A 22,647-nucleotide genomic window follows, 5' to 3' on the forward strand; every position below is an offset into this window, starting at 1 on the left:
TGTAAACCTATAACCCAATACATACTTATAACACTATTCTTTATCAACAGATATCCGGTTGGTATTAATTCACTGCATCCCGGCTTATCTGCCATCCTTTTATATCCGGTAATAACCCTAAAAACAATAATCATGTGTATACTTATCGCAACAAAGAAAGACGGAAAGATCCGTTATATTACACTCGAATCCGATTCTTTGAGCCAGTTTGGCCGGGTAGTAAATACCCTTCGCAATTTCTATAAAAAGCCTGAGAGGATAGATGCCCTTATCGAGTTGGGAAACCTTGAATGGCTGGGCCTTTCACCATATAAAAAGAATAAGGACGATGATGATATCGTCAACTGCCTGTCCAAAATAAGGGACAGGAAATGGAGCCCCGGAAAACATGGGGCATCCTATGCCGACAACGAAGAGGAATTCTTGAATGCAATCGACAGGAATCGCAGGGACTACCTGGTAAACTGCGGTTTCCTCTTTGATGAAGGTAAATGGTATATATTGGTCGGAGGACATAAAGAATCCATAGAAGCGATTGATATTTCTATCCTGAAAAAAGAAAAACTGATGGAAGGACTGCTCGTATGTTTTTACCGGCCAACCAATAATCACCGCAAACTCGAACCTCAGGCTTTTCGCCGGTGGAGCGAAGTACAGGACACAGCCGATAGACTCGGACGTAAATATTATGTATATCGCAACGAAAAGCTCATTTCTGTAATCCATCCTCAAAATCAAATAGAAAATACCGAAGAAGCAGCATGATATATCCCATTCTTGATACTAAAATATCACAAAGTGAACGTGCCCTGTTGAACGAACGGATTCTTATTTCTGTCCTTAAAGGAAAAAAAGATTTTACCAATACCGATATATATAACTATTATACCGGAATTGGGGGATTGCATGGGCTGGAGATGAAAGATTTTGCCAACTTTTACGATTACACCGAAGCTAAAAAGGCTCTCGAATCAGGCCAGTTCTTCACTCCCCATGGGCTATGCCGGCAAATGGTGGAACTGGCGGCGCCTACACCTTCCGAAACCGTATTGGATATGTGTTGCGGTATCGGAAATTTCTTTAATCACCTGCCGAACCAGTATAATGCTTTTGGTTTCGATATCGATGAAAATGCGGTCAAGGTAGCCAAATGTTTGTACCCGGATGCCAATATCGAAGTAAACGACATGCAGTTTTATGATCCGAATATGTCTTTCGATATGATACTGGGAAATCCCCCTTTTGGCCTCGATATAGAAGGTGTCAAATCGCAGTATTTTTTCAGCCATAAAGCTTTCTGGATGCTAAAACCTGCCGGGTTGATGCTGCTTGTTATGCCAAAGTCCTATCTGGCGAGCGAGTCCGGTGACAGGACCTACATTAATATGATAAACCGTGACTTCTCATTTGTCGGGCAAACATACTTATCTGCAAATACATTTAAGTCTGTCGGCGTTGACAACTTTGAAACAAAGGTCATGGCTTTCTTACGCAGATCGGACTTTATCGAACAGCAGCCTTACCAGCCGGAGGAATTCATTACTATGGAACAACTCAGGCTACGGCTGGATGATGTGCGTATTCAGAAAAAGAAGCTGAAACTGAAACTCCTTCAGGAAGAAAATATGTATTCCGAGGGTAGTCTTCAAAGCCGGTTAAAGGCATATAAAGAATCGAAGAGTGATACGGACAAAGATGGTAAAAAGAAAACCGTAGTACAAAAATCCAATCATATGGACTCGCTTTTCAAAAGCCTGTCTGCCAACATTGGTGGTAAATCTTTTGATAGGATTATAGAAAAATACCTCTATGAACTTAAAACACACAAACGGCTCAGAAGCCAATATGCACGGTGTGAGGCCTATGTTGCCAAATATCGCAACCAGAGGCCTCCGCTTAACTGTACCGACGAACAGAGAAAACATTGGGAGAAACACATCAGGATATCTGCCGACCAGGTGCTTCGCAAATTAAGACGTATTATCAAAAGGCAAAACGTTGTTGCCCGGAAGAAATACGATCTGGTAAGCACACAGTACGGCTATAAACTGAAGAACAAAGCCAATCCTTTTTCCGACAGGATTACCGACAAATATGTTTCAATGGTGGACATCATTGCCAATGATGTATTGTTGCCCTATCCGAAAACAATGACACCGGAGCTTCGCCTGCAATATAGCTACGCGGAGAAACGTATCGCCAAAAAGAAACGAGAGTTTATCCGGCAGACAACCAAGTTCAAAGATATGCAGCGGGACGGGAAACTCGATGAATATATCGATGGCCTCACGTTTGTCGGCATGAAAAAGAAAACCTGTAAGTTTTCCGACCTCCAGAAACACGATGCCGGATTGCTCTTTCAGCGGAACTGCTCCCTGCTCAACTGGCAGCAAGGTTCGGGTAAGACAGCAGTATTATACCACTTTGGTAAATACCAGCTATACCGGGGCACAGTCAAGAATGTAGTGATTGTGGCTCCATCCAATGCTTTGCACATGACATGGGAAACCTTTCTCAAATACAATAACGAAGATTACATATTAGCAAGCCGTCCGGAGCATCTCGAAGATATACCTGCCAGTAAATTTGTTATTATTTCTGTATCCATGCTGGGTAAGGTCGATGATGCACTGCGGTTATTTATGAAAAAGCGTTCACAGAAAATTTGCCTGCTATTCGACGAATCTGACGAGTTAACCAGCGACCAAAGCCTGCGTACAAAACGAACTTTGAAATGTTTCCGCAGGGCGAAGTATAAGATGCTGGGTACCGGAACTACTACCCGGAACTATATCAGCGAGCTTTACTCACAATTCCAGCTGCTTTATAACAGCTCTGTTTATTTTATGTGCTATTGCCGTGAAATCTACTTCGAAGATGATGAGCGTAATATCAAGAGCAAACTGAATAACTATTATCTCAAACCTTTCCCACTACGCGGAGGGGCTTACCTGTTCAAAGCCTGCTTCAATCCGGGTAAAGCGACTGTATTCGGCATCGAAAAACAAAATCAGGATGTATACAATAAACAGGCCTTATGGGATATCATCGAACGAACCATTATTACCCGCAAATTCAAAGAATTTGCAGGAGATAAGTATACTGTCCATACACACCCTGTAGAACCCGGTATCGGAGAACTTGGCGTATATGAGAAGATTATCAAGGACTTTATGGATATCTGTTATCTGTACTTCAACAGTACAGACGATAGCCGTAAAGAGTCGGCCCTGAAGATTGTCCGGCAGATACAGCTGCTTATCAAGGCCTGTTCCGTTCCGGATATGATGCCGGGCTATATAAGTGAGAAACTTCCCCGGAAAGTAGCCTATATAGAGAACATGGTACGCAATATGCAGGAACGTGTCGCTATCGGATGCACCTCTATCGATGCCCTGAAATATTATGGGGAACATTTCAAACAAGCCTTCCCCAGCAGGCCGTTGTTTATCATAAAGGGAGATGTAACATTCCAAAGGAGGCAGAAGCTTATCCGCCAGTTCGAAGCGACCGGTAACGGTATCCTTATTTGTACCCAGCAAAGCCTGAAAAGTTCGATTAACATACCTGAATGTAACGAAGTTATCTTAGAATCCCTTCAGTGGAACATTCCCCGCATGGAACAGTTTTACTTCCGTTTCATCCGTTTCGATTCCGAAGGGCATACCAATGTACACTTCGTCAACTACTGCGACTCCATCGAGCAGAATATTATGGCGCTTATCCTGACCAAAGAACGCCTCAATGATTTTATCCAGACAGGAGAAGTGACAGAAGAATCGGCTGTATTCGATGAGTTTGGAGTTTCCACCTCGATTATAGACTCGATGTTTACCCGTGAACAGGACAAAGATGGAAAATTCCATATCTGCTGGGGAAAGCAAAAAATAGTAGCATAACAAAAAACTAAAAACATTATGGGAAAAAGTATAGATATTTATTCAGCAATAAACAACCTGCCTGACAGCCTTATTACACCTCAGATATATCAGGCGGCTATAGAAGAGGGGAATATCAAAGTTCTCAACATCCTTCCGGAGGAATACCTGACGGAAGAGAATATCAACAATATTATCCAAAAGACTGATAAAGACGGGTACAACTGGCATAGCTTCAATCTGTCCAATATACCTTTGGAGGCCCGGACACAGGCGATATGCGAAACTGCGGTCAAAAAAGACAAGGACAACTATAAACATGTTCCGGAGGATAAACGGACGACTGGAATGTTGTGCAACTTAATGGTATCCGCCTCAAACTACCTGAACTTTATGCCACTGGTTCCGGAACAGACATGGAGCAATGATGCGGTTAATGAAGGTATCCGCTCTATCTATTATGGCACTTCATCAAACAGGAATTCTGACAAAAAAGAAGATGAAATGCGGATGGTACAGGCATTCCTGTATTATGTTCCGGTGAGCCTGAAAACTGCGGCTCTCTATCAGGGTTTATTCGATAGTTCGATGAGTATTAAAGATATAGACTTCCTTACGCCTGACAAGTTCAAGGATGAAAAATATTACCTGACAATGGCAAAGAAAAGCATCAAAAGCGTTCCTCTCCAAAAGATTAACTACAATGTCATGCTTGAGGCTATTCAATCCGGAAAGAACCATGAGACGGATTTCTGGGGAGACTGGCGGGAGAAGAATACGGATATTAAAGAAAAGGTGCTTGAATTACTCGACAGCAAAATGGTCGATGCAATCCTGAAGAGATGGCCGGACAAACTTTCTTCTTTGCCGGAGAAGTACCAGACTAAAAAGAGGTTGTTGCTGGCTTTGGGCACGGAGAAAGATTCAAGAATGGGGTCGAATATCTATTCCGGTTTTGATGTTAAGAAGTTCGACACAGATATCTGTAAAGCTATAATTAAGTTGGAAGAATACGATACGCCAGTGTTTGCCCCCGGGATATGGACGCCGGAATTTGTGCAATTCTGTATGGAAAACGCAAAAAAATACCGTTGGTTCGACAAAATGCCCCGGGAGTTACAAACACAGGAAATTGCAGATGCTGTTATTGAGCATAACATTTACAACGTTCGCCACGTTCGCCCTGACCTTATATCTTATGATATTGCCGTAAAAGCCTATCTGGAAACGGATAGTTGGAATAATCACCGGAAATTGGAAGAATATGTTCCTAAACATTACCTGGATGACTTTGTGATGGAAACAGGGCTTCCAAAAGAATTTTTCGGAGGGGAAACATCTTATCCCGATGTAAAAGACAAGCATAAGAAATTCACATACTTTGCTGTCGGTGAGTGTTATATCGGCTACTATGAAGACAAAGACGGAGGCTATACCTACAACAGGCTGATAATGACAAGGCGTTCACCGATGACTATAAAACCGGCTATTGTTTTCAACCGCACTGTCGGTACATTCCATAAGACATGGCTCGAAAAAATGGTTTCAGATAATGATTCCCAATTTGTCAAGCCTGAAGTACAAAAAGGATTGAAAGGACAGCAACTCAATCTCTATATGGGAGTTAAACAGGTTGATGTGGTATCCAATATAAAAATATACGCTCACACCTTCCTCGGTGAAACTATTTGCTACAGCGGAAGTTATATGCAACGCAATAACCTGGAAGAGTTAAAAGCGGAACTTGCTGAAGTATCGGAGCAGCAGCTTGTCGAAGCCTGAGAAAGATATAACCATAATGTTTTTTCTGATGAAGGGTTTATTCGCGTTAGAGTGGTAAACCCTTTTTCTTTTAACTCCCTAATCATTAATACGAAATAATATCAAAAGACTAAAAATGAATGAAGAAGCAGACCGCTCAAGAAGGCGGACGGGGGAAATCGAAAGACTGAAGCAATCGCTTGGCGAAGATACGGTCGCAGGAATTATTTCAGGGCAGCTTCAAGAGGGTATCTATCCTGAAACATCAAAAGCAGTAGAAGCTTGTATCAACGCCCTAAACCGGGATATCCATGATAAAATATTCGATCTGTCCGGCTTTTATCACGTCCTGAATGAATACAATAGCCTGTTAAGTCCGGCAGAACAAATCTCCATAAAAAGAAGCGCGGAGTCTATTATACGCGACGCCATCAAAATAGAGGACTTAGAGAGCAGGGAGCGTGTCTATCAGGCGGAAGCCGGATATATCGCAAACCGGGGATATGAGTTAAATAGGCGTTACCTTATCTCTTTTCCCGGTAATCCGCAAAAGCAACCCGGGGAATGGGTCGTAACGGAATTCCGGGTATACAGGCACGGCGAGATTCATCCGGTGCATGGATGCAGGATCAAAATAAACGGGACACCCTATGCTAAGGCGCAATATATCAGCCTCAATGCAGATGAAAAATTTACCCTGACAAGAATATAAACCAAAAAACAGAATAAAACATGCAATTCAAACAGTATAAAGAACTAACCGAAAGAGAAGGTCAGTTACAGGGGGATATGAAAAACTTTATCCTCAGTGCCTTAAGAGCGAATGGCGGACGCATTACTTATATATCCCCGAATGCGGATGATGATGAAACCGGCCTGGATGACAAGTATCCGGTTATCTCTGCTTTATATGGCAAGCATGGGACTTATAATGTCGCAATTACCGATGTCTACCTGCAGGAACAGGAACATTGTCCGGTTCAGGTTTATGCCGACGGCATAGAACAGGAATCCGAAATAAAACAAGAGGGTTTTCTCATCTATCCGGAACAATTTTCCGATATAATTCATTTCATCACGGCTCCAATCCGGGAGGGTATTCACAGCTATGCCGAACGGCTTGCCCTGAAAGACCTGGTGGATAAATATAACAAACTGCCTCAGGATTTCTACAGTAGAAATGGAGGAATCAAACATGAATATCACAGTGAAAACAGGGAAAATATTCAAAAATATACGAAAGAGCTTGAGGACATTTATATACAGTGCTCAGAACCGGAGCAAGACAAGAACGGTATAAATTCCGACTTGATGGCTATTATTTCCGATTTGGCAGACCTTGCGCTTATTGAACAGAATCAGTTACCAATGTCGGAAATGATTGAAGATGAAGGAGAGGGAAATGGAGTCCGTTTTACAGAGAAAACTCAGGATGAATTTAACGGCCTGTATGATGAAATAGAAGGGCAGATTTGGGAATTTATGGGATTTGAAGGAATAATATCATGATAAGAGCAACAATAATATTCGGTTCAGGGGCCGTAAATAAATATGATGAGACAGGTATTATACCGAAAGATGAAGATATCGATGGGTGTATTGATGTTGTGGAATTTCGCACTGAAGCAAAAATGAGAGCATATTGTAAAGGGTTGTGTGATGCTGACGGCTGGGAAAAAGTAATAAGCCTTGATCCGGTATATACCCAGACTCCGGACTGTGATACCTGTGACCATTGGCGTGGCTTTTTTAGTGATAAAGAAGGCAGCGTATATTGTCCGGATTGTGGCAAACGATTGGATGAACCCTGCTTTGAGGTTGTAACTCTAAACGGACATGAGTTCAATGCCAGAACATTAAATGTTGAAGGAGAACTGAAGGGGAGTAGAATAAGTACAGAGACCCTGAATGATATGCTTTTGGACGATGAAGGGGATTACATTTCAGAAGAAGCCAGACAAGTTGATGAAACTATAAAATTCTATGTTCCTGTTGATAAAATTACCCTTCCGGATAGCCAATTAGCAGCGTATATTAATCAAAACATGAAATAGTATGAACATACAATCTAAAGTCAATGACCTGCATCAGATACTGGTAAAACGGCTGAGTTGTATACGGAAGTTCCCCGAAGAATTCTTTCCGCATACCGTTTATGTAGAAGAAGAGGTAGAGGTAGACGGAGCGCCAGCCTATCAATATTACAGGCTTATCGAAATAAGGCCGGATTCATCATGTACATTGTTCAATCCCAGATCCGGGCAGAATGAAGAGCGTGAATTAACCGAAATTTGTATAGATTGGTTAGTCACATTATGGGTATGGTATACGAATTTAATTCATCCCGAACAACCTGTTTATCCCGCAGATAAGGAACTCCGCGTATTTTTATTCCCTCAGGAACATTTCGACCGCAATGCAACCGATGAAGAAATTATAGCAGATTATAACACTGACGAAGGGACTGATCCTTGTATCGAAAAATACACACCGGACGAATTTGCCGCAATGATGAATGACGGTGACTATCCTAACAGGAATATGTATGTCCGGTTTATAGAACATTAAAGATTTTGACAAACCGGCCAGGCAGGTATGGTTAGAAGAATTGATTCCGCAGGGAAACTTTCTTAAATCGGTGAACCCGTGCTTTGCATTGATATGTTTCGATATCAAAAAGCTCCTGCAGAATAAATAAGGGCATAAAAAAGTTGCCGGGAATATTTGTATTTTTTTCATTTGTCCATTTGTAATGATTTTGTTAAAAAATCATGGCAAAAATTGCCGGAATTTCAAATTCTGTATATATTTTTGATGCTGAATACCGGTTGGCAATGTACTTTATTTTTATCGGTACATTGTATACTTTTTGAATCCGGAAATGACAGGTTTAGATCGGGAAGATCATACAAAGATCCCGGTTGTCAGGTATAACAGGTATTTCAAAGCGGAAGACGCGTCATAACATAAACTAAATAATTACAACGATGGAACACTTGCCACGATTTGTGAATGATCTTGCCCTTATCCTTATTACTACGGGAATAGCTACTATTATATGTAAATATCTCAAACAGCCTGTCGTATTGGGATATATCGTTGCCGGGCTTCTCATCAGCCCACATACAACGTTCTTTCCATCTATAGTTGACATGGAGAGTATACACACCTGGTCCGAGATAGGTATTATCTTTTTCCTGTTTGCGCTGGGGCTCGAGTTCAGTTTCAAGAAACTGATGGATGTAGGGGGAACGGCATCCATTGCGACATTATTCAACATGACCTGTATGGTAGCCGTCGGCTATACGATCGGCATGCTGTTAGACTGGTCGCATATGGACAGCCTGTTCCTTGGAGGTATGCTGTCCATGTCCTCCACGACTATCGTTATTAAGACATTCAACGATATGTCGCTGCAGAAAACCAGGTTTGCAGGTATTGCCTTCGGCATGCTCATCGTGGAAGACCTTGCCGCCATCTTAATGCTCGTCTTGCTGAGTACGGTCGCGGTCAGCAAACACTTCGAAGGTACCCAGCTTGCATACGAAATCCTCAAGCTTACTTTCTTTATTGTCATATGGTTTGTGGGCGGTATATACCTTATCCCTACATTCCTGAAGAAACTGAAAAAACATCTCAATGACGAGACTTTGCTTATTATAGCGATCGGTTTATGCCTGGGAATGGTATTGTTTGCCACATACGTCGGGTTCTCGGCGGCGCTGGGCGCATTTATCATGGGGTCCATTTTATCCGAAACATTGGAAGGCAAGCATATAGAACATATGATGCTGCCCCTGAAGAATCTGTTCGGGGCTATTTTTTTCGTATCGGTGGGCATGATGATCGAAGTTAAGGTCATAGCGGAATACGGGGTATATATAGCGCTTTTTACATGTGTGATTCTTATCGGACGCCCCCTGTTCTCTACGATCGGTATTTTATTGTCGGGACAAGGCCTAAAGGTTGCCGTCAAAGCCGCATGCAGCCTGGCTCTGGTCGGAGAATTTTCGTTCATTATCGCTACATTGGGTACAAGCCTGGGAGTGATAAGCAAAGCGCTTTACCCTATTATTGTAGCGGTGGCGGTTATCACGACCTTCATATCCCCGTACATGCTGAAAATGTCCGATCCTTTTGCCGATTGGATAATAAAACAAATACCGCCTAAATGGGAAAAATTAATACAAGGCTATGCGTCATCGGCTTACAATACGGTTACGGAGGAAAAAACATGGAGCGTCCTCCTGAAAAAAGTTTTCACATTCGTTGTCGTGTACCTGGTGATAAGTATAGCTGTCATACAACTGTTCAAACTGTTTATAAACCCGTTCATAATAGAAAGTATTCCGGGTATCTGGGGTAGAGTCCTGGCTACTGCGTTAACGCTGACATGTATGGCCCCGTTACTGCGTGCTATAATAATGAAGAAAAACAGGTCGGACGAGTTCCGGAAACTGTGGGACAAACAGTCCTCGAACCGTGTGGCCCTGGTTATCCTGATCTTATTCCGCATAGCCTTGTGTTTTTTTGCCGTTATATTCGAATTGCATATATTATTCCCGTCTTCATCTATAACGGCAATAATCATTGCTATCGTTTACCTTGCCGCTATCGTTTTCATAAAAGGGGTGAAAGTCCAGTCACGCAGGATAGAGAAAAGGTTTATCGACAACTTTAACAGCAAGGAAAAAAACGCGGCAATATCATCTGCAGTGGCAAAAGGCCTGTTATCCAAAAATATACATATCGAAGAAATTGAAGTGTCGCCCGGTTCGCCAAGCGTGGGCAAGACATTGGCCGAACTCAATTTCCGGCAAAGCACAGGCATCAATATTATCACGATCATACGGGGAAACAGAAAAATAAATATTCCTGACGGCAAAGCACACCTGTATCCGCACGACAGGATTATTATTTGCGGGTCGGACGACGAAATAATGAGGTTTGTAGAATCAGTCGAGAACCGGAATGACGGGGAAACAGCAATGAGCGATTCCGTACAGCATCATATCAGCCTTTCCCAGTATTCCATCGGAGAAGAATCGGTAATGATAAATAAAAGCATCGCCCGTCTAAGTGTCAGGGAGCAAACCGAATGCCTGGTTATAGGTATAGACAGGGGAAATGAATCCATAACGAATTTCAGTGCGGGCTTTGTATTCCATGAAAGTGACGTGGTATGGATTGCCGGGGAAACGGATAAGTTAGCTTCATTTGAAGCCAATATTAACAAGCTGTTTAATTGAGAAAAAATGTTGTTCTGAGACTGCGCCCCATTCCATAAGATGTAATTCATTATACTGGACATACTCCCGTTTTTTCCTGTTTATATTTGACCATATATCATATATATACTGGATATTGTACATTTAATATTAAATTCTCCGGATAAATCCGGAATATTCCGGCATACGTTAAAAGGAAGGGATTTAAACCTTATTGAATATTAATCGCCGGAAGAATAAGATTTTGGTCCTTTCCTGATTATATTTGTATAATCATCCGTTCCCGCAGTATTCATATAACGGCTGGAACAGTAATCTGAAATAAATGAATATGGAACCATTAAACCGGATATTATCCGAAATCGATAAGCTGAAAGAAGAATTATCCAAAAAGCGGCCTTTGCCTAAGGAAGCGCTGGATAAGATACAGAAAGCGCTGGACATTGAATATACGTATGAAAGCAACCGCATTGAAGGTAATACGTTGACATTACAGGAAACGGCTCTTGTTGTCAATGAAGGGATCACTATCGGTGAAAAACCATTGAAGGAACATCTTGAGGCAATAAACCATGCCGAAGCGATTTCATATGTTAAAGATATCGCGCAGGATAAGTTTGAAATAGACGGCAGGCTCATAAAAGACATCCATTCTATTATCTTACGGGGGATCGACAGGGATAATGCCGGGAAATACCGGAATGTCCCGGTTATGATTTCGGGCAGTACGCATATGCCGCCCCAGCCCTACCTTATAGAACCGCAAACGGAAGCTTTTATACGGACTTTCCATGACATGACCAAAAGCAAAGAGCATCCGGTAATCATAGCGGCATATCTCCACGATGAGCTGGTTAAGATACATCCCTTTATTGACGGCAATGGCCGTACATCGCGCCTTTTAATGAACCTGTATTTATTAGGCAAGGGTTACGTTATCGTCAACCTTAAGGGGGATAACCGGAGCAAGAGAAGGTATTACGAGGCTTTGGAAAAATCGCATACTCAAAATGACCCTCTTGACTTTTATACGCTGGTTGCGGAAAATGAAAAAGATGCTTTGGTCCGGTATCTCAGTTTAGTCGGGTAAACAATATATAATCAATATATTCCGGGCATATTGAATATTAAAAGAACGATCAGGCCGGTAATAATTATCTTTGAACTGAAAAACTTATAAATACAAGGAAGCATTATGAATGTATACCACGGCGGATATTGCCTGATAAAAACTCCAGAAATAATAACAGGCAGATATGCAAAAGATTTCGGGACTGGTTTTTATTGTACTGAATTGAAAGAACAAGCTGTACGTTGGGCCAGGCGTTATGATACACCCATGGTGAGCATCTATAATTTTGAGTCCAATGAAAACCTGAATATTCTTCAATTCACTGAAATGACGGAAGATTGGCTCGACTTTATTGTATCTTGCCGCAACGGGGAAGCACACGGTTATGACATCGTTATAGGAGCAATGGCTAATGATCAGGTTTATAATTATGTATCCGATTTCATAAGCGGAGTAATCACGCGGGAGCAATTCTGGGCTTTGGCTAAATTCAAGCATCCCACTCATCAAATAAACTTTTACACGGAAGAGTCCCTAAAGTGTCTGGTTTTCATTAATAGTGAGGAGGTAAAGATATGACAGGTAGAGAAAAAAAAGAATATAACGATTTATTTTTTGTTTGTAGTCTTATAGAATATATCGGGAGAAAAACAAAAAATCACCGGAATGTTGTAGTGAACGCAATTGGTAAAGATAAACTCAAGCATATTTATAATTTGGCTGATGTATATCATAGCGATAACATTGAAAGAATATCCGATGAACTTATAACCAATTACCATATCAATATAGGGGTATTCGATAATGTGGCTGATGGTAAGTATTCCATTCCAACATATTGGGATATTGGCAAAGTATATAAACGCCTTATTGTTGACATTTGTGATAAACAGGACAAAAAGCCAATAGAAACACTTATTGAGGTATATAATACCTGGCTTTCCCGCAAAATTGAAGACTTCAACAGTAGTCTGTATTACGAAAGTCCGGAATACCTGTATGAGTCATATCTTAAAGGCGAAGCGCTTTAGTTTCAAAAATCATAATCATAACAATAACAATCAAATACTTGGGTAACAGAAACTGTTACCCTTTTTTTATTTATTATGTCAAAAACATTGGACAAACGCATAAAAGAAGTAATGGGAAGTAGTGTCCTGGCTCCCTTTTTCATTATAGAAGGGCTGGATATAGCCAGGCAGGTTATAGACCAGCTGCCCGACGACCAGCTATGTAAGCAATTTGGGGGATTATACCATGCGCAGCATATCCGAAGATTTTATAAAATCATGCATGGAATGCTCAATGGTGATTCCTGATTTCGATCTTCACTCATATGATAAATACATCGTATCGTTTTCCGGGGGCAAAGATTCGGTAAATCTTGTTTTATATTTGATTGATAATAAGATATCCAAGTCAAAAATAGAATTATGGCACCAATGTATAGATGGCCAGGGTGAACCCTTCTTCGACTGGGAGATTACCCCCGATTATTGCCGGAAATTTGCAGCAGCATTCGGGGTAAAGATATACTTCCAATGGAAAGAAGGCGGGTTTAAACGGGAGTTACTCAGAGAGAACAGCCTGACTGCTCCTGTTTGTTTCGAACAGGAAGATGGAACAATCAAAAAGGTTGGAGGTACTACCGGAAAAAAGTCGGCAAGACGGAAATTTCCGCAACAGTCACCGGATTTAAGTGTCAGATGGTGCAGTTCTTATCTGAAAATAGACCCTTGCTCTGTTAGCATTCGCAATCAGGAACGGTTTAAAGGTATCCGTACCCTTATACTTTCCGGTGAACGGGGAGAAGAAAGCCCTCAACGGGCTAAATATCCAATCTTTGAACCGGACAGGGCTGATCTTAGAAATGGCAAAACATTCCAGAGGTATGTAGACCGCCTACGTCCGATTCGTGACCGGAAAGAAGCGGAAGTATGGGCTATCATTAAAAAATACAGGGTACGCGTGCATCCCTGCTATTATATGGGATGGGCACGTTGCAGCTGCAAGCTGTGTATTTTCGGCAACAAAAACCAGTTCGCCAGCGCGGCTAAAATCAGCCTTGAACAGGTAATCGAAGTGATAAAACTTGAAAACGAGTTTGGATATACAATTAACCGTAAATGTGGGCTACAGGAACTGATTGATTCCGGCAAGGCTTATGATGCCATTACGGACGAACCGGCCGCCCTGGCTACGAGCTACAATTATAACCTGCCGGTCATCATTCCGGACAATGAACCATGGATACTTCCCGCCGGAGCGTTCGGTGAGGGTTGCGGGGCATATTAGCCGGAGATTAAAAACATCACAACACTATACCGGCCTATTTCTTATTAAGCAGAATCAATAATAACAATATGGGTAAAGAAATAAGTGAAGCGGAACTGGCCGCGTTATCAGGGATAACGGGAATCGATAAGTCCATCATCTCAAAAATCCGGCATTTTCAAATACTGGATACCGCTGCATGTAAAAAGATATTAATAAGGGAGGAATACCTGAGGTATGCCGGAAACGGTAATATCCGCGAAAAGGGCATACTTCAGTTGCTGTCTGAAAAATATCATGTCTCAAGGAGCCTTGTCGAACAGGTTGTTTATAATAAGGATACAAATAAACAAATGTATTGCAAGTGTTGCGGAACTCAGGTTTCGAAATATAAATACAAGAAAAATAAAGGGTTTTGCGATATTTGTAAATCAAAATAAAAATAACATGAACAGGTGGAATAAAGCTGATTATTACACAATCATCCTATTAAAAATAGGATGGCCTTTATTTATTATCCTTATAATTTTCATCGGATTCATAAGGTACGTGTTCGGGGAAGAGGTTGATCCGCTGGACAGGGAAAATCTGATCACAAAGCGGGAAATCATCGGTTTGGCCGAAGTCCGGGACAGTAATGCCTGCGGGTTTGACGTCATATACATTACAAAACACGATGTAACCCCCAAACGGGCTCAGGAAATAAGGACAAGGGCGCATATCAGGGAAAATATAAGGAAGCTGGAAGCGGAAGCCCCTTTGCATTTTGGAGATATGCTGTATACCGATATATATGATTTTGCCGTGTTCGCTAAGGAATACGAAATAGACCCGGACATTGAAATCCATAATATCAATGTTTACGGGGATAAATGCCTGTTATATATCGGGGAGAATCCGGGTATTAAAAACAGCGCCCGCTGGTATAACCCCAATACCCGGCAGGGAGCGCTTTATATTACAAATATGGATGTATATAAACGATGTGATAAAGCAAAACGGATTTACCGCTACTGGAAATGTGGCGGATTACATGAAACATCCAGTGCCGATGAGCATTTCAGCCATTTTTCGGAAGAGGAAAGGATCCAGTGACTTATATAGCAAAATACTATAAAGAATAATAAAAATACCCTGATAAAATAGATGTGTTTTATTTTGAATCTCTATTTATTTAGCATAAATTTGTGTCAAATAATAGCGCTTAAGCTGAATCGGAACCAGATTGTCAATTGAAAGCAAAAAGATTTAATTATGGAACAATGATTGTATGAATCACGAAAAATCACAAATCAAGTTTGTGGTATCCGATACGACGGGAGAGCTGATAGGGTTCATTTTCCGGCATCCGAAAACAAAAAAACTGATAGGGGTTCGCGAGGACTCGAAATACAGGAAAAAAATATGCGTCCTGTCGGAGCATTTAAAGGGTACGGTTGTACCAAACGTTCTTTATAATGTCGAACTCAAGGAGATGCACCGCGGGCAGGGCTATGTCGTCGTGGAAGCGAACCGGATGCTTTTCAAGGTGCAATTCGAGACAATAATCAAACAGAACGAAGCATACCAGGTCAATATTAATTTTGGAATAAAGACGATTTACTTCGATCCGGTAAACGGCAAGTCCCGCCTGAGCAGGACAAAATCCGGGGTGATCGAGGTTATCGCCTCAAGAAATGACATAGAGGATATCCCGCTTGTCATCGAGGAATTCAGCAGGCATGCCGACCACCTGATAGCTATAATGAATAAGCATAATATAACTTATGATCCGGACTGCTGATATGGAAATACCTGTGGCAGGAATTGCCACGGATGCTGCTCATTCCGTAAAGAACAGGCTCACCGGTTTCAGAGGGGTGGATTTATCAGGCAACAGGGAGATCTTTTTATGCTATATTGGTAACAAGACTGTTAATACCGGCGAATTCCTTGGAGTAATAGCGGCTGTAAAATATATACTGGAGAATGATTGCACGCCTGTGATTTATACGGACAGTACCACTGCGGTTACCTGGTATAACAATATGAAAACGGCATCTAAAAAGACTTACGCGGAGCTCGGAAAAGCAGAGGTATTCCTTAAGATAATGTCGGAACGGATAAAACATATCCGGGTTCTGCACTGGGATAATAACTTGTGGGGCGAGATTCCCGCTGATTTCGGACACAAATAATTTTTTTAAAATGGCCAGAAAGAAAATCGATAGCGATAAATATATCCTGATTCATCCCAAGGATTACATGACCTTAATTGAGGATCATATAACTTTGAAAGCCCTCAAGATCGCCGGGATAGAATCGATGCCCATATACAAGTCTATAAACAGTATATTAAAGAACAACAGGGTCGAAATACATATCAAACCGGTTGAAAAGAATTACCGGTAACGGCGTAATTCGCAGATGATGTAGAATACTGCCGTTTAAACAATAATAAAACGATAAAAGCCATGACAAAGATGGAGATTATAAAGATGGTATCAAAGCAGACCCGCGTATCGCGGAACCAGACCAAGACGGTGCTGGAATCAGTCCTGCAGGTTATCCAGAGTTCCTTGCTCGAAGGAGAGAGAATTACCATCCACAATTTCGGAACGTTTTATATGAAAGAATTTGGTGAAAAGAACGCGTGGAATCCCAGGGACGGGGTTCCGACAAAAGTACCGGCTAAGAGGGTAGTGAAGTTTAAATCTTCACTGAATAAGAAGACGTGATTTACGGATAGTAAATTTAAGTTTCCAGTTACAGAGACCATACCGTACTATGCGGTATGGCCTCCTGTTATGAACGCTCTTATTCCCCGTTATATTGCTCTTCGTTTCCTTCGTATTTTTCTTTGTAGCAATCTTCGTCAAAAGCCATTTCTATAATCAGGAAATGTGCTTCCTGTTCTGCCGTAATGGCTATGTCTTCCTTCACAATTTCCAGTGCGTCCCGTATCTCCATATGGACGCCGTTTACGGTGGCTTCTCCTTCAAACAGGACTAAATAAGCCTGTCGGTCGCTTTCCATAAAATCTATATTATGGGCGTTTATATCATGTTGCCGCTGTAACAGTTACGACGGTAACAGAATTTATAAAAATATAAAATCTCAAAATATTTATGCTATTTGTTTTTTGAAAAAAGAACATTCAATTCATTACAAGAGTTTCGTCCGTCTGACTAAATGCAGTGATTTCATCATAAAATAAATCCTTTGCCTTTATGGAATCATTCAACGGATTATTCGTGTCCTCCGATTGAAGTTTGTCGTCTTTTAATCGTGAATGATAAGGTCTTGTGGGAAAAAGCAACGGAGATAGATATAATGTGTCAATAATATTCTTCGGATTGACTCCCGCATCAGTTAATGCTTTGCCGATATACTTAATGTCATGATTGAGAATATTGTGCCCACAAATAAATTCTGTTCCGTCTAAAAAGTGAACAAATTCCGCTACAGACGTTTTATGAAAAGAACTTTCATTAATCAAGGATTCTTTGACTTTTAGGATCAATTTCTGTGTCAATGAATGTGATAGTATGATTTGTAAGTTGCTCTCTCATAAATGTCTTTGCCCGGTTTATCTATTAAAAAAGTCGTATACAGGAATCATCTTGATTATCATACCGTCTTTTTCGAACGTATCACCCTGATTAAGGGTAACGATACACCCTTCTTTTAATCCAAGATTTTGCATTGCTCCCAATAATCCATTGTACTCCCTATCAAAATTCTCATCATTTATAGTTAAACATACCTGTATGGCTTCCTTTACAGTGCTCTTTTCCATTGTGATAAAATCGCATTCTCCTTTATCTTTATAATAGAATATATGCTTATATTTTCGGCGTAGATGTAAAAATATAAGATTCTCCAAACGCCGGCCTATGTTATCGCTTGTTGATACGGAGTTCTCTGTGTAAAGCCCCATATCCATAACATACACTTTTTTCGGATTACGAGCCTGAACCTTCAATGAATGACTGAACATCGGAATAAATTCAAGCAAATAAGCATCTTTCAGGAATGAAAAATACTCTAAAAAAGTAGCAGGTGATTTTATATCAAACATTCCGACCAATTTATTGGCAGAAACGAGATTTCCGATATTAGTTATCAAGAATGCTGTTAATTGGCGTAACGAAGTTACATCACGAACGGAATGTCTGACTGCTATATCTCTCATTAATATGTCATCTACAAGTGTATTCAAAACAACGGATATTCCTGTTTTAACATATTCGGGTATTCCTCCCATTTTGAGATAACCTATAACAGCGTTTTCTCCATTTTCTAATTCTTTGAATCTGATAAACTCCGAATAAGAAAACGGAAATAATTCCATAGATAAATGCCTACCTGTTAAATGTGTCCCTAACTCAACACTTAGCATAGAAGCGTTAGAGCCTGTTATAAATACCTTATAACCTTCTCGTAAAAGTTGATTGATATATTTCTCCCAACCTTCAACGATTTGTATTTCATCGAAAAAAAGGACTTTTATTTCTCTTTTTTCTATCTCCCGATGAAGGCGCGTGAAGTCACTAGTTCCAAAACCTGATAAACGTATGTCATCAAAATTAAGATATATGGCAGCCTGATAATCTCTACGAAGTAACTGCAAAAGCAATGTGCTTTTACCACAGCGACGTATCCCTGTTATAATAGTTGCAAATGAGTCGGCAACTGGTATATCTGCAAGTGCATCACGAGTAAATCCCGAATCCTGTTTCAGAAAAGTTTCTCTTTGTGAGTCTATAACTAAGGCTATTTCTTCTTGTCTTATCATATTTTTAAATCTTCAATTGGATTTCTTTCAGTACAAAGATAAGAAATCTTTCAGTATACTAAAAGGATATTTCTTAAATATGATTATTACAAATTATTCTCTTTAATAAATGCACTGATCGTATGACTATTGGTACAAACGTACAAAAAAAGCTGAAATTCATGTAAACCAATATATCAAATTACTCATTGCGAGTAACCTGTATTGTTTTAACGAAAGTTGAATCCCAGGCTATAGCCCCACTATAGGGAAGATTCATTTAAAATATGTATATTTATGGCGAATTAGAGTTATATCGGAACAGGTTTTGCTTTCGAAGATTATGCAGCTTATTCAAATGGGTCTAACGGAGTAAACAGTACAGGAATAAAGCGGGGTAGTACTTGTGTAATGCCGATGTGCAATGGTTTCTGGTAAAAAACATTATAAAACTGGCAGTACACTAAAAATTCAACTTTTAATGTATGAAATGCTAAAAAAAATTGTTTATTTTTGAAGTGGAAAATATTTAGTATAAACCTTCCAAAAAGGCACAAACGTGTGCAGCACTTTAGATTTTCGGTATTGCTTCGATTGATTATCAATTACTTAAGATCAAGAATAACCACTAAAAATCGGACGTCGGGATGACAACCTTTTCTTATTTTATAGAAGTGCCTTTCTGAAAATACTGAAATTCACGCTTCCATATACTCTTTTATCTTCAAACAAAGGGAACCCGGAAAAATCATGGTCTTTCGGATGCTCCAGTATAAATATGCCTCCCGGCTTTATTAAATCCTTTTCAAATAAAATACGCGGAACATCCAAAAAGTTTTTCATATCATAAGGAGGGTCTGCAAAAATAAGATCGAATTGCTCCCTGCATCTTTCCAAGTAACTGAAAACATCCATTTTAAGCAATAATAATTCTGATTTTATTTTCAATTCCTCTTTCGTTTTTTCAATAAATGATGCATGATTGAAGTTTTTCTCAACGCATGTGACCTGCGGGCATCCTCTCGATACCAGCTCGAGACTTATCCCCCCTGTCCCTCCGAATAAATCGAGAGCAATGGTATCTTCCCAATCTATCGTGTTATTCAGCACATTGAAAAGATTCTCTTTTGCAAAATCGGTAGTTGGCCGTGCTTTAAAACTTTTAGGCGGATCGAATCTGCGCCCCTTATATTTTCCGCTGATAATTCTCATAATACTAATGCCAATAAATCGAGTGGAGCTTTTTGAGCATCCTCATTCCATAAATATACTTCGCTCGGAGCATTTATCCTTTCTATATTCTTAATATACTCCTGCAATCGGATAACAACCAGTTCGTCAGGTTTTCCGCTTATATATATATAATCTTCCAATTGATTAAAACCACAATTCTCCCATAATTTAAGAATATAATAAACTTGATTGGCTGCCGGTTCGTTTTCATAAGTCAAACAATGAACAAGCTTTGATTCTGAAAAACAAATAACATCCATAAAGCTACCATGAAAGTTCAAATACATCTTCGACCTTGAGTTTATCACCCCTCCCTTGTCCTCTAATAGATTAATAAGTAGATTGGAATGATGAAAAAAGTGAGGATCCCATAAATTACGCGAAAGAAACTCAAAAATATCTTTCTCTACGTTAAACAAGCTTATTATATCCTGTTTATCAATCAATCCTGACATTAATTGTCCGGCTTCCTTATTATGTGTAAAATTATATAATTGCTCTCTCTCCTTTATATTGAAATAAGATGCAGGAACCAGCTCATAGTCAGGAGAAACAATAATAACATTTGTCTGTTTAAACTCCTGGGTAAGAAAATTCAGATCGAAAATAATCCGCTGAATATTACTTAACAGTTTATCATTTGCCGAAAATGTAGTTTCACGCAGACAATATCCTTTCCTATTATCCGTATCGGAAATAGAAAACATAAATTCATCCGTTTTTATACGAATAGATAAAACATATTTTTCTGACTGTCCAAGATCTATATTTTCGGGTAAGAACATATTTAAATTTTATATTGCAAAGTAAACAGAATAATATTCAATCATACATGCTATCCAATACTTATTTCCCTGTTTACAATATATAGATAAATCTTTTTATAAAGATTGATACATTTTCCTGATTTAATACGTACAAAGTTAGAAAAAGATATTTTTATCCACTATTTTTGACCTTCAATTCACTTAACCCTCCATTATGATCAATAAATTCTTTCTGGATAAGATAAAGCAGAATTTCCCATTCGAACCTACTTCCGAACAAGATAATGCTTTGGAAAAGATCGTGGATTTTCTTTTTTTACAGAAAGAGGAATCTTTATTCTTATTGAGAGGTTATGCTGGTACGGGCAAATCCTCCCTTTTAGGGGCATTAGTAAAAACAATGACCGAATTTAAGCAAAAAACTGTCTTACTCGCTCCTACGGGACGTGCCGCCAAAGTTTTCTCTTCATATTCCAGCCACCCTGCATTCACTATTCATAAGAAAATATACCGCCAGCAAAAGTATTCCGGTGATTTCGGTAGTTTTGGAATAATGGATAACCTGCATAAAGATACTTTATTCATCGTCGATGAAGCTTCTATGATAAGCAACAATGGGCTCGATTCATCCGTTTTTGGCACGGGACGGTTACTCGATGACCTTATTCACTACGTTTATTCGGGAGAAAACTGCCGGTTATTATTGATCGGCGACTCTGCCCAGCTACCGCCAGTAGGCGAAGACGACAGCCCGGCATTACAAACCGATGTACTTACCGGATACGGACTGGAAGTGCGGGAAGCTATGTTATCACAAATCGTCCGTCAAGCCGAAAGTTCCGGTATATTATATAATGCTACCAGCATCCGGAATGCGCTTAACAAGGGGAAAACAGAAGCTTATCCCAAGCTAAAGCTGAAAAAGTTCATAGACATTGTCCGTATATCGGGAGAAGATCTTATAGATGAAATATCTGCTGCCTATGACCGTGACGGATTGGAGAATACTATGATTATTTCGCGTTCTAATAAACGCTCCAACATCTACAATCAGGGTGTAAGAAACCGCATACTCTACCGGGAAGAAGAACTCTCTGCCGGCGATATGCTGATGATTACTAAGAACAATTACTTCTGGACTGAGAATACTGAAGGTATTGACTTTCTTGCCAATGGCGAAATAGTAGAAGTACTGCGTGTCCGCGGAGAACAGGAGTTGTATGGCTTCCGTTTCCGCGATGTACTGGTAAAGAGTATCGATTACGATATAGAACTGGAGATAAAAATACTGATGGATACGCTTCATTCCGACGTGGCAGGACTTACACGTGAACGCTCCGAAGAACTATTCGTAAATGTAATGGAAGACTATGCCGATATATCTACCCGTGCAGGCAAGATGAAGAAACTGAAAGTAGATCCCTATTATAATGCTGTGCAGGTTAAATTTGCCTATGCTGTAACCTGCCATAAAGCTCAGGGGGGAGAATGGTCTAATGTATTTCTCGACTTAGGCTATATCTCGGAAGAACATCTTGGCGTAAACTTTTACCGGTGGCTATATACTGCAATCACCCGGGCCAGTTCAAAATTATATCTGGTTAACCTGCCCGATGAATTTGTGTAGGATAAACGGTATAAGCTGCCATTTATAGTAAATTTCAACCAGCGAAAGGTA

Annotated in this window: 25 protein-coding genes; 20 read left to right on the top strand and 5 right to left on the bottom strand. The window is 40.2% G+C overall.

Going from position 1 to position 22,647, the window contains the following annotated elements:
- Positions 1-132 precede the first annotated feature (132 nt).
- From IR083_RS07855 to IR083_RS07945, 19 genes are all read left to right on the top strand, one after another.
- Entirely contained in the window at positions 133-765 is a 633-nt protein-coding gene (locus tag IR083_RS07855; protein WP_194223878.1) for a hypothetical protein, read from the top strand.
- Entirely contained in the window at positions 762-3,899 is a 3,138-nt protein-coding gene (locus tag IR083_RS07860) for an N-6 DNA methylase (protein ID WP_199343201.1), read from the top strand. The genes IR083_RS07855 and IR083_RS07860 overlap by 4 nt, the downstream gene beginning before the upstream one ends.
- A gap of 18 nt (positions 3,900-3,917) precedes the next feature.
- Positions 3,918-5,660 (top strand): hypothetical protein, encoded by a 1,743-nt coding sequence (locus IR083_RS07865; RefSeq protein ID WP_194223879.1) that lies wholly within the window; start codon positions 3,918-3,920, stop codon positions 5,658-5,660.
- 115 nt (positions 5,661-5,775) lie between these two features.
- On the top strand, positions 5,776-6,351 hold the full coding sequence (locus IR083_RS07870; protein ID WP_194223880.1) for a hypothetical protein: 576 nt from the start codon (positions 5,776-5,778) through the stop codon (positions 6,349-6,351).
- Positions 6,352-6,371: 20 nt separating this feature from the next.
- Positions 6,372-7,148: a hypothetical protein gene (locus IR083_RS07875; RefSeq protein ID WP_194223881.1), complete on the top strand. Its 777-nt coding sequence runs from the start codon at positions 6,372-6,374 to the stop codon at positions 7,146-7,148.
- Complete coding sequence (locus tag IR083_RS07880; protein ID WP_194223882.1) at positions 7,145-7,693, top strand: hypothetical protein; 549 nt, start codon at positions 7,145-7,147, stop codon at positions 7,691-7,693. The genes IR083_RS07875 and IR083_RS07880 overlap by 4 nt, the downstream gene beginning before the upstream one ends.
- A gap of 1 nt (position 7,694) precedes the next feature.
- A complete protein-coding gene (locus IR083_RS07885; RefSeq protein WP_194223883.1) occupies positions 7,695-8,207 on the top strand; it encodes a hypothetical protein in 513 nt (170 codons plus the stop codon).
- A gap of 419 nt (positions 8,208-8,626) precedes the next feature.
- Positions 8,627-10,888, top strand: coding sequence for a cation:proton antiporter (locus tag IR083_RS07890; protein ID WP_194223884.1), 2,262 nt, complete (start codon positions 8,627-8,629; stop codon positions 10,886-10,888).
- A gap of 304 nt (positions 10,889-11,192) precedes the next feature.
- A complete protein-coding gene (locus tag IR083_RS07895) occupies positions 11,193-11,957 on the top strand; it encodes a Fic family protein (RefSeq protein ID WP_194223885.1) in 765 nt (254 codons plus the stop codon).
- A 105-nt stretch (positions 11,958-12,062) separates the two neighbouring features.
- Positions 12,063-12,518 carry a DUF3990 domain-containing protein gene (locus IR083_RS07900; RefSeq protein WP_194223886.1) on the top strand — a complete coding sequence of 152 codons (456 nt, stop codon included), beginning with the start codon at positions 12,063-12,065 and terminating at the stop codon, positions 12,516-12,518.
- Positions 12,515-12,970 carry a hypothetical protein gene (locus IR083_RS07905; protein WP_194223887.1) on the top strand — a complete coding sequence of 152 codons (456 nt, stop codon included), beginning with the start codon at positions 12,515-12,517 and terminating at the stop codon, positions 12,968-12,970. Before IR083_RS07900 ends, IR083_RS07905 begins: the two co-directional genes overlap by 4 nt.
- Before the next feature lie 75 nt (positions 12,971-13,045).
- A complete protein-coding gene (locus IR083_RS07910; protein ID WP_194223888.1) occupies positions 13,046-13,258 on the top strand; it encodes a hypothetical protein in 213 nt (70 codons plus the stop codon).
- Positions 13,233-14,234, top strand: a complete 1,002-nt coding sequence (locus IR083_RS07915; RefSeq protein WP_242052383.1) for a phosphoadenosine phosphosulfate reductase family protein — start codon at positions 13,233-13,235, stop codon at positions 14,232-14,234. Before IR083_RS07910 ends, IR083_RS07915 begins: the two co-directional genes overlap by 26 nt.
- Before the next feature lie 68 nt (positions 14,235-14,302).
- Positions 14,303-14,653 (top strand): hypothetical protein, encoded by a 351-nt coding sequence (locus tag IR083_RS07920; protein WP_194223889.1) that lies wholly within the window; start codon positions 14,303-14,305, stop codon positions 14,651-14,653.
- A gap of 7 nt (positions 14,654-14,660) precedes the next feature.
- A complete protein-coding gene (locus IR083_RS07925; protein ID WP_194223890.1) occupies positions 14,661-15,308 on the top strand; it encodes a hypothetical protein in 648 nt (215 codons plus the stop codon).
- Between the two features lie 175 nt (positions 15,309-15,483).
- Complete coding sequence (locus tag IR083_RS07930) at positions 15,484-15,996, top strand: hypothetical protein (RefSeq protein ID WP_194223891.1); 513 nt, start codon at positions 15,484-15,486, stop codon at positions 15,994-15,996.
- Positions 15,980-16,390: a ribonuclease H gene (locus IR083_RS07935; protein ID WP_242052384.1), complete on the top strand. Its 411-nt coding sequence runs from the start codon at positions 15,980-15,982 to the stop codon at positions 16,388-16,390. The genes IR083_RS07930 and IR083_RS07935 overlap by 17 nt, the downstream gene beginning before the upstream one ends.
- A gap of 10 nt (positions 16,391-16,400) precedes the next feature.
- Entirely contained in the window at positions 16,401-16,604 is a 204-nt protein-coding gene (locus tag IR083_RS07940; RefSeq protein WP_194223892.1) for a hypothetical protein, read from the top strand.
- Positions 16,605-16,666: 62 nt separating this feature from the next.
- Positions 16,667-16,930, top strand: coding sequence for an HU family DNA-binding protein (locus IR083_RS07945; protein ID WP_194223893.1), 264 nt, complete (start codon positions 16,667-16,669; stop codon positions 16,928-16,930).
- Positions 16,931-17,009: 79 nt separating this feature from the next.
- Here the strand turns inward: IR083_RS07945 and IR083_RS07950 are convergent, their stop codons facing one another.
- From IR083_RS07950 to IR083_RS07970, 5 genes are all read right to left on the bottom strand, one after another.
- Positions 17,010-17,228 carry a hypothetical protein gene (locus IR083_RS07950; protein WP_194223894.1) on the bottom strand — a complete coding sequence of 73 codons (219 nt, stop codon included), beginning with the start codon at positions 17,226-17,228 and terminating at the stop codon, positions 17,010-17,012.
- A gap of 121 nt (positions 17,229-17,349) precedes the next feature.
- A complete protein-coding gene (locus IR083_RS07955) occupies positions 17,350-17,691 on the bottom strand; it encodes a hypothetical protein (RefSeq protein ID WP_206759857.1) in 342 nt (113 codons plus the stop codon).
- Between the two features lie 90 nt (positions 17,692-17,781).
- Positions 17,782-18,990, bottom strand: a complete 1,209-nt coding sequence (locus tag IR083_RS07960) for an ATP-binding protein (protein ID WP_194223896.1) — start codon at positions 18,988-18,990, stop codon at positions 17,782-17,784.
- A gap of 645 nt (positions 18,991-19,635) precedes the next feature.
- A complete protein-coding gene (locus tag IR083_RS07965) occupies positions 19,636-20,181 on the bottom strand; it encodes an RsmD family RNA methyltransferase (protein ID WP_006798695.1) in 546 nt (181 codons plus the stop codon).
- Positions 20,178-20,987, bottom strand: coding sequence for a DUF3822 family protein (locus IR083_RS07970; protein WP_194223897.1), 810 nt, complete (start codon positions 20,985-20,987; stop codon positions 20,178-20,180). Before IR083_RS07970 ends, IR083_RS07965 begins: the two co-directional genes overlap by 4 nt.
- Before the next feature lie 196 nt (positions 20,988-21,183).
- On the opposite strand from IR083_RS07970, the gene IR083_RS07975 reads away from it, so the two are divergent.
- On the top strand, positions 21,184-22,596 hold the full coding sequence (locus IR083_RS07975) for an ATP-dependent RecD-like DNA helicase (RefSeq protein ID WP_194223898.1): 1,413 nt from the start codon (positions 21,184-21,186) through the stop codon (positions 22,594-22,596).
- Positions 22,597-22,647: the final 51 nt, after the last annotated feature.

Source organism: Dysgonomonas sp. GY75 (assembly GCF_015234155.1).
GTDB lineage: Bacteria > Bacteroidota > Bacteroidia > Bacteroidales > Dysgonomonadaceae > Dysgonomonas > Dysgonomonas gadei.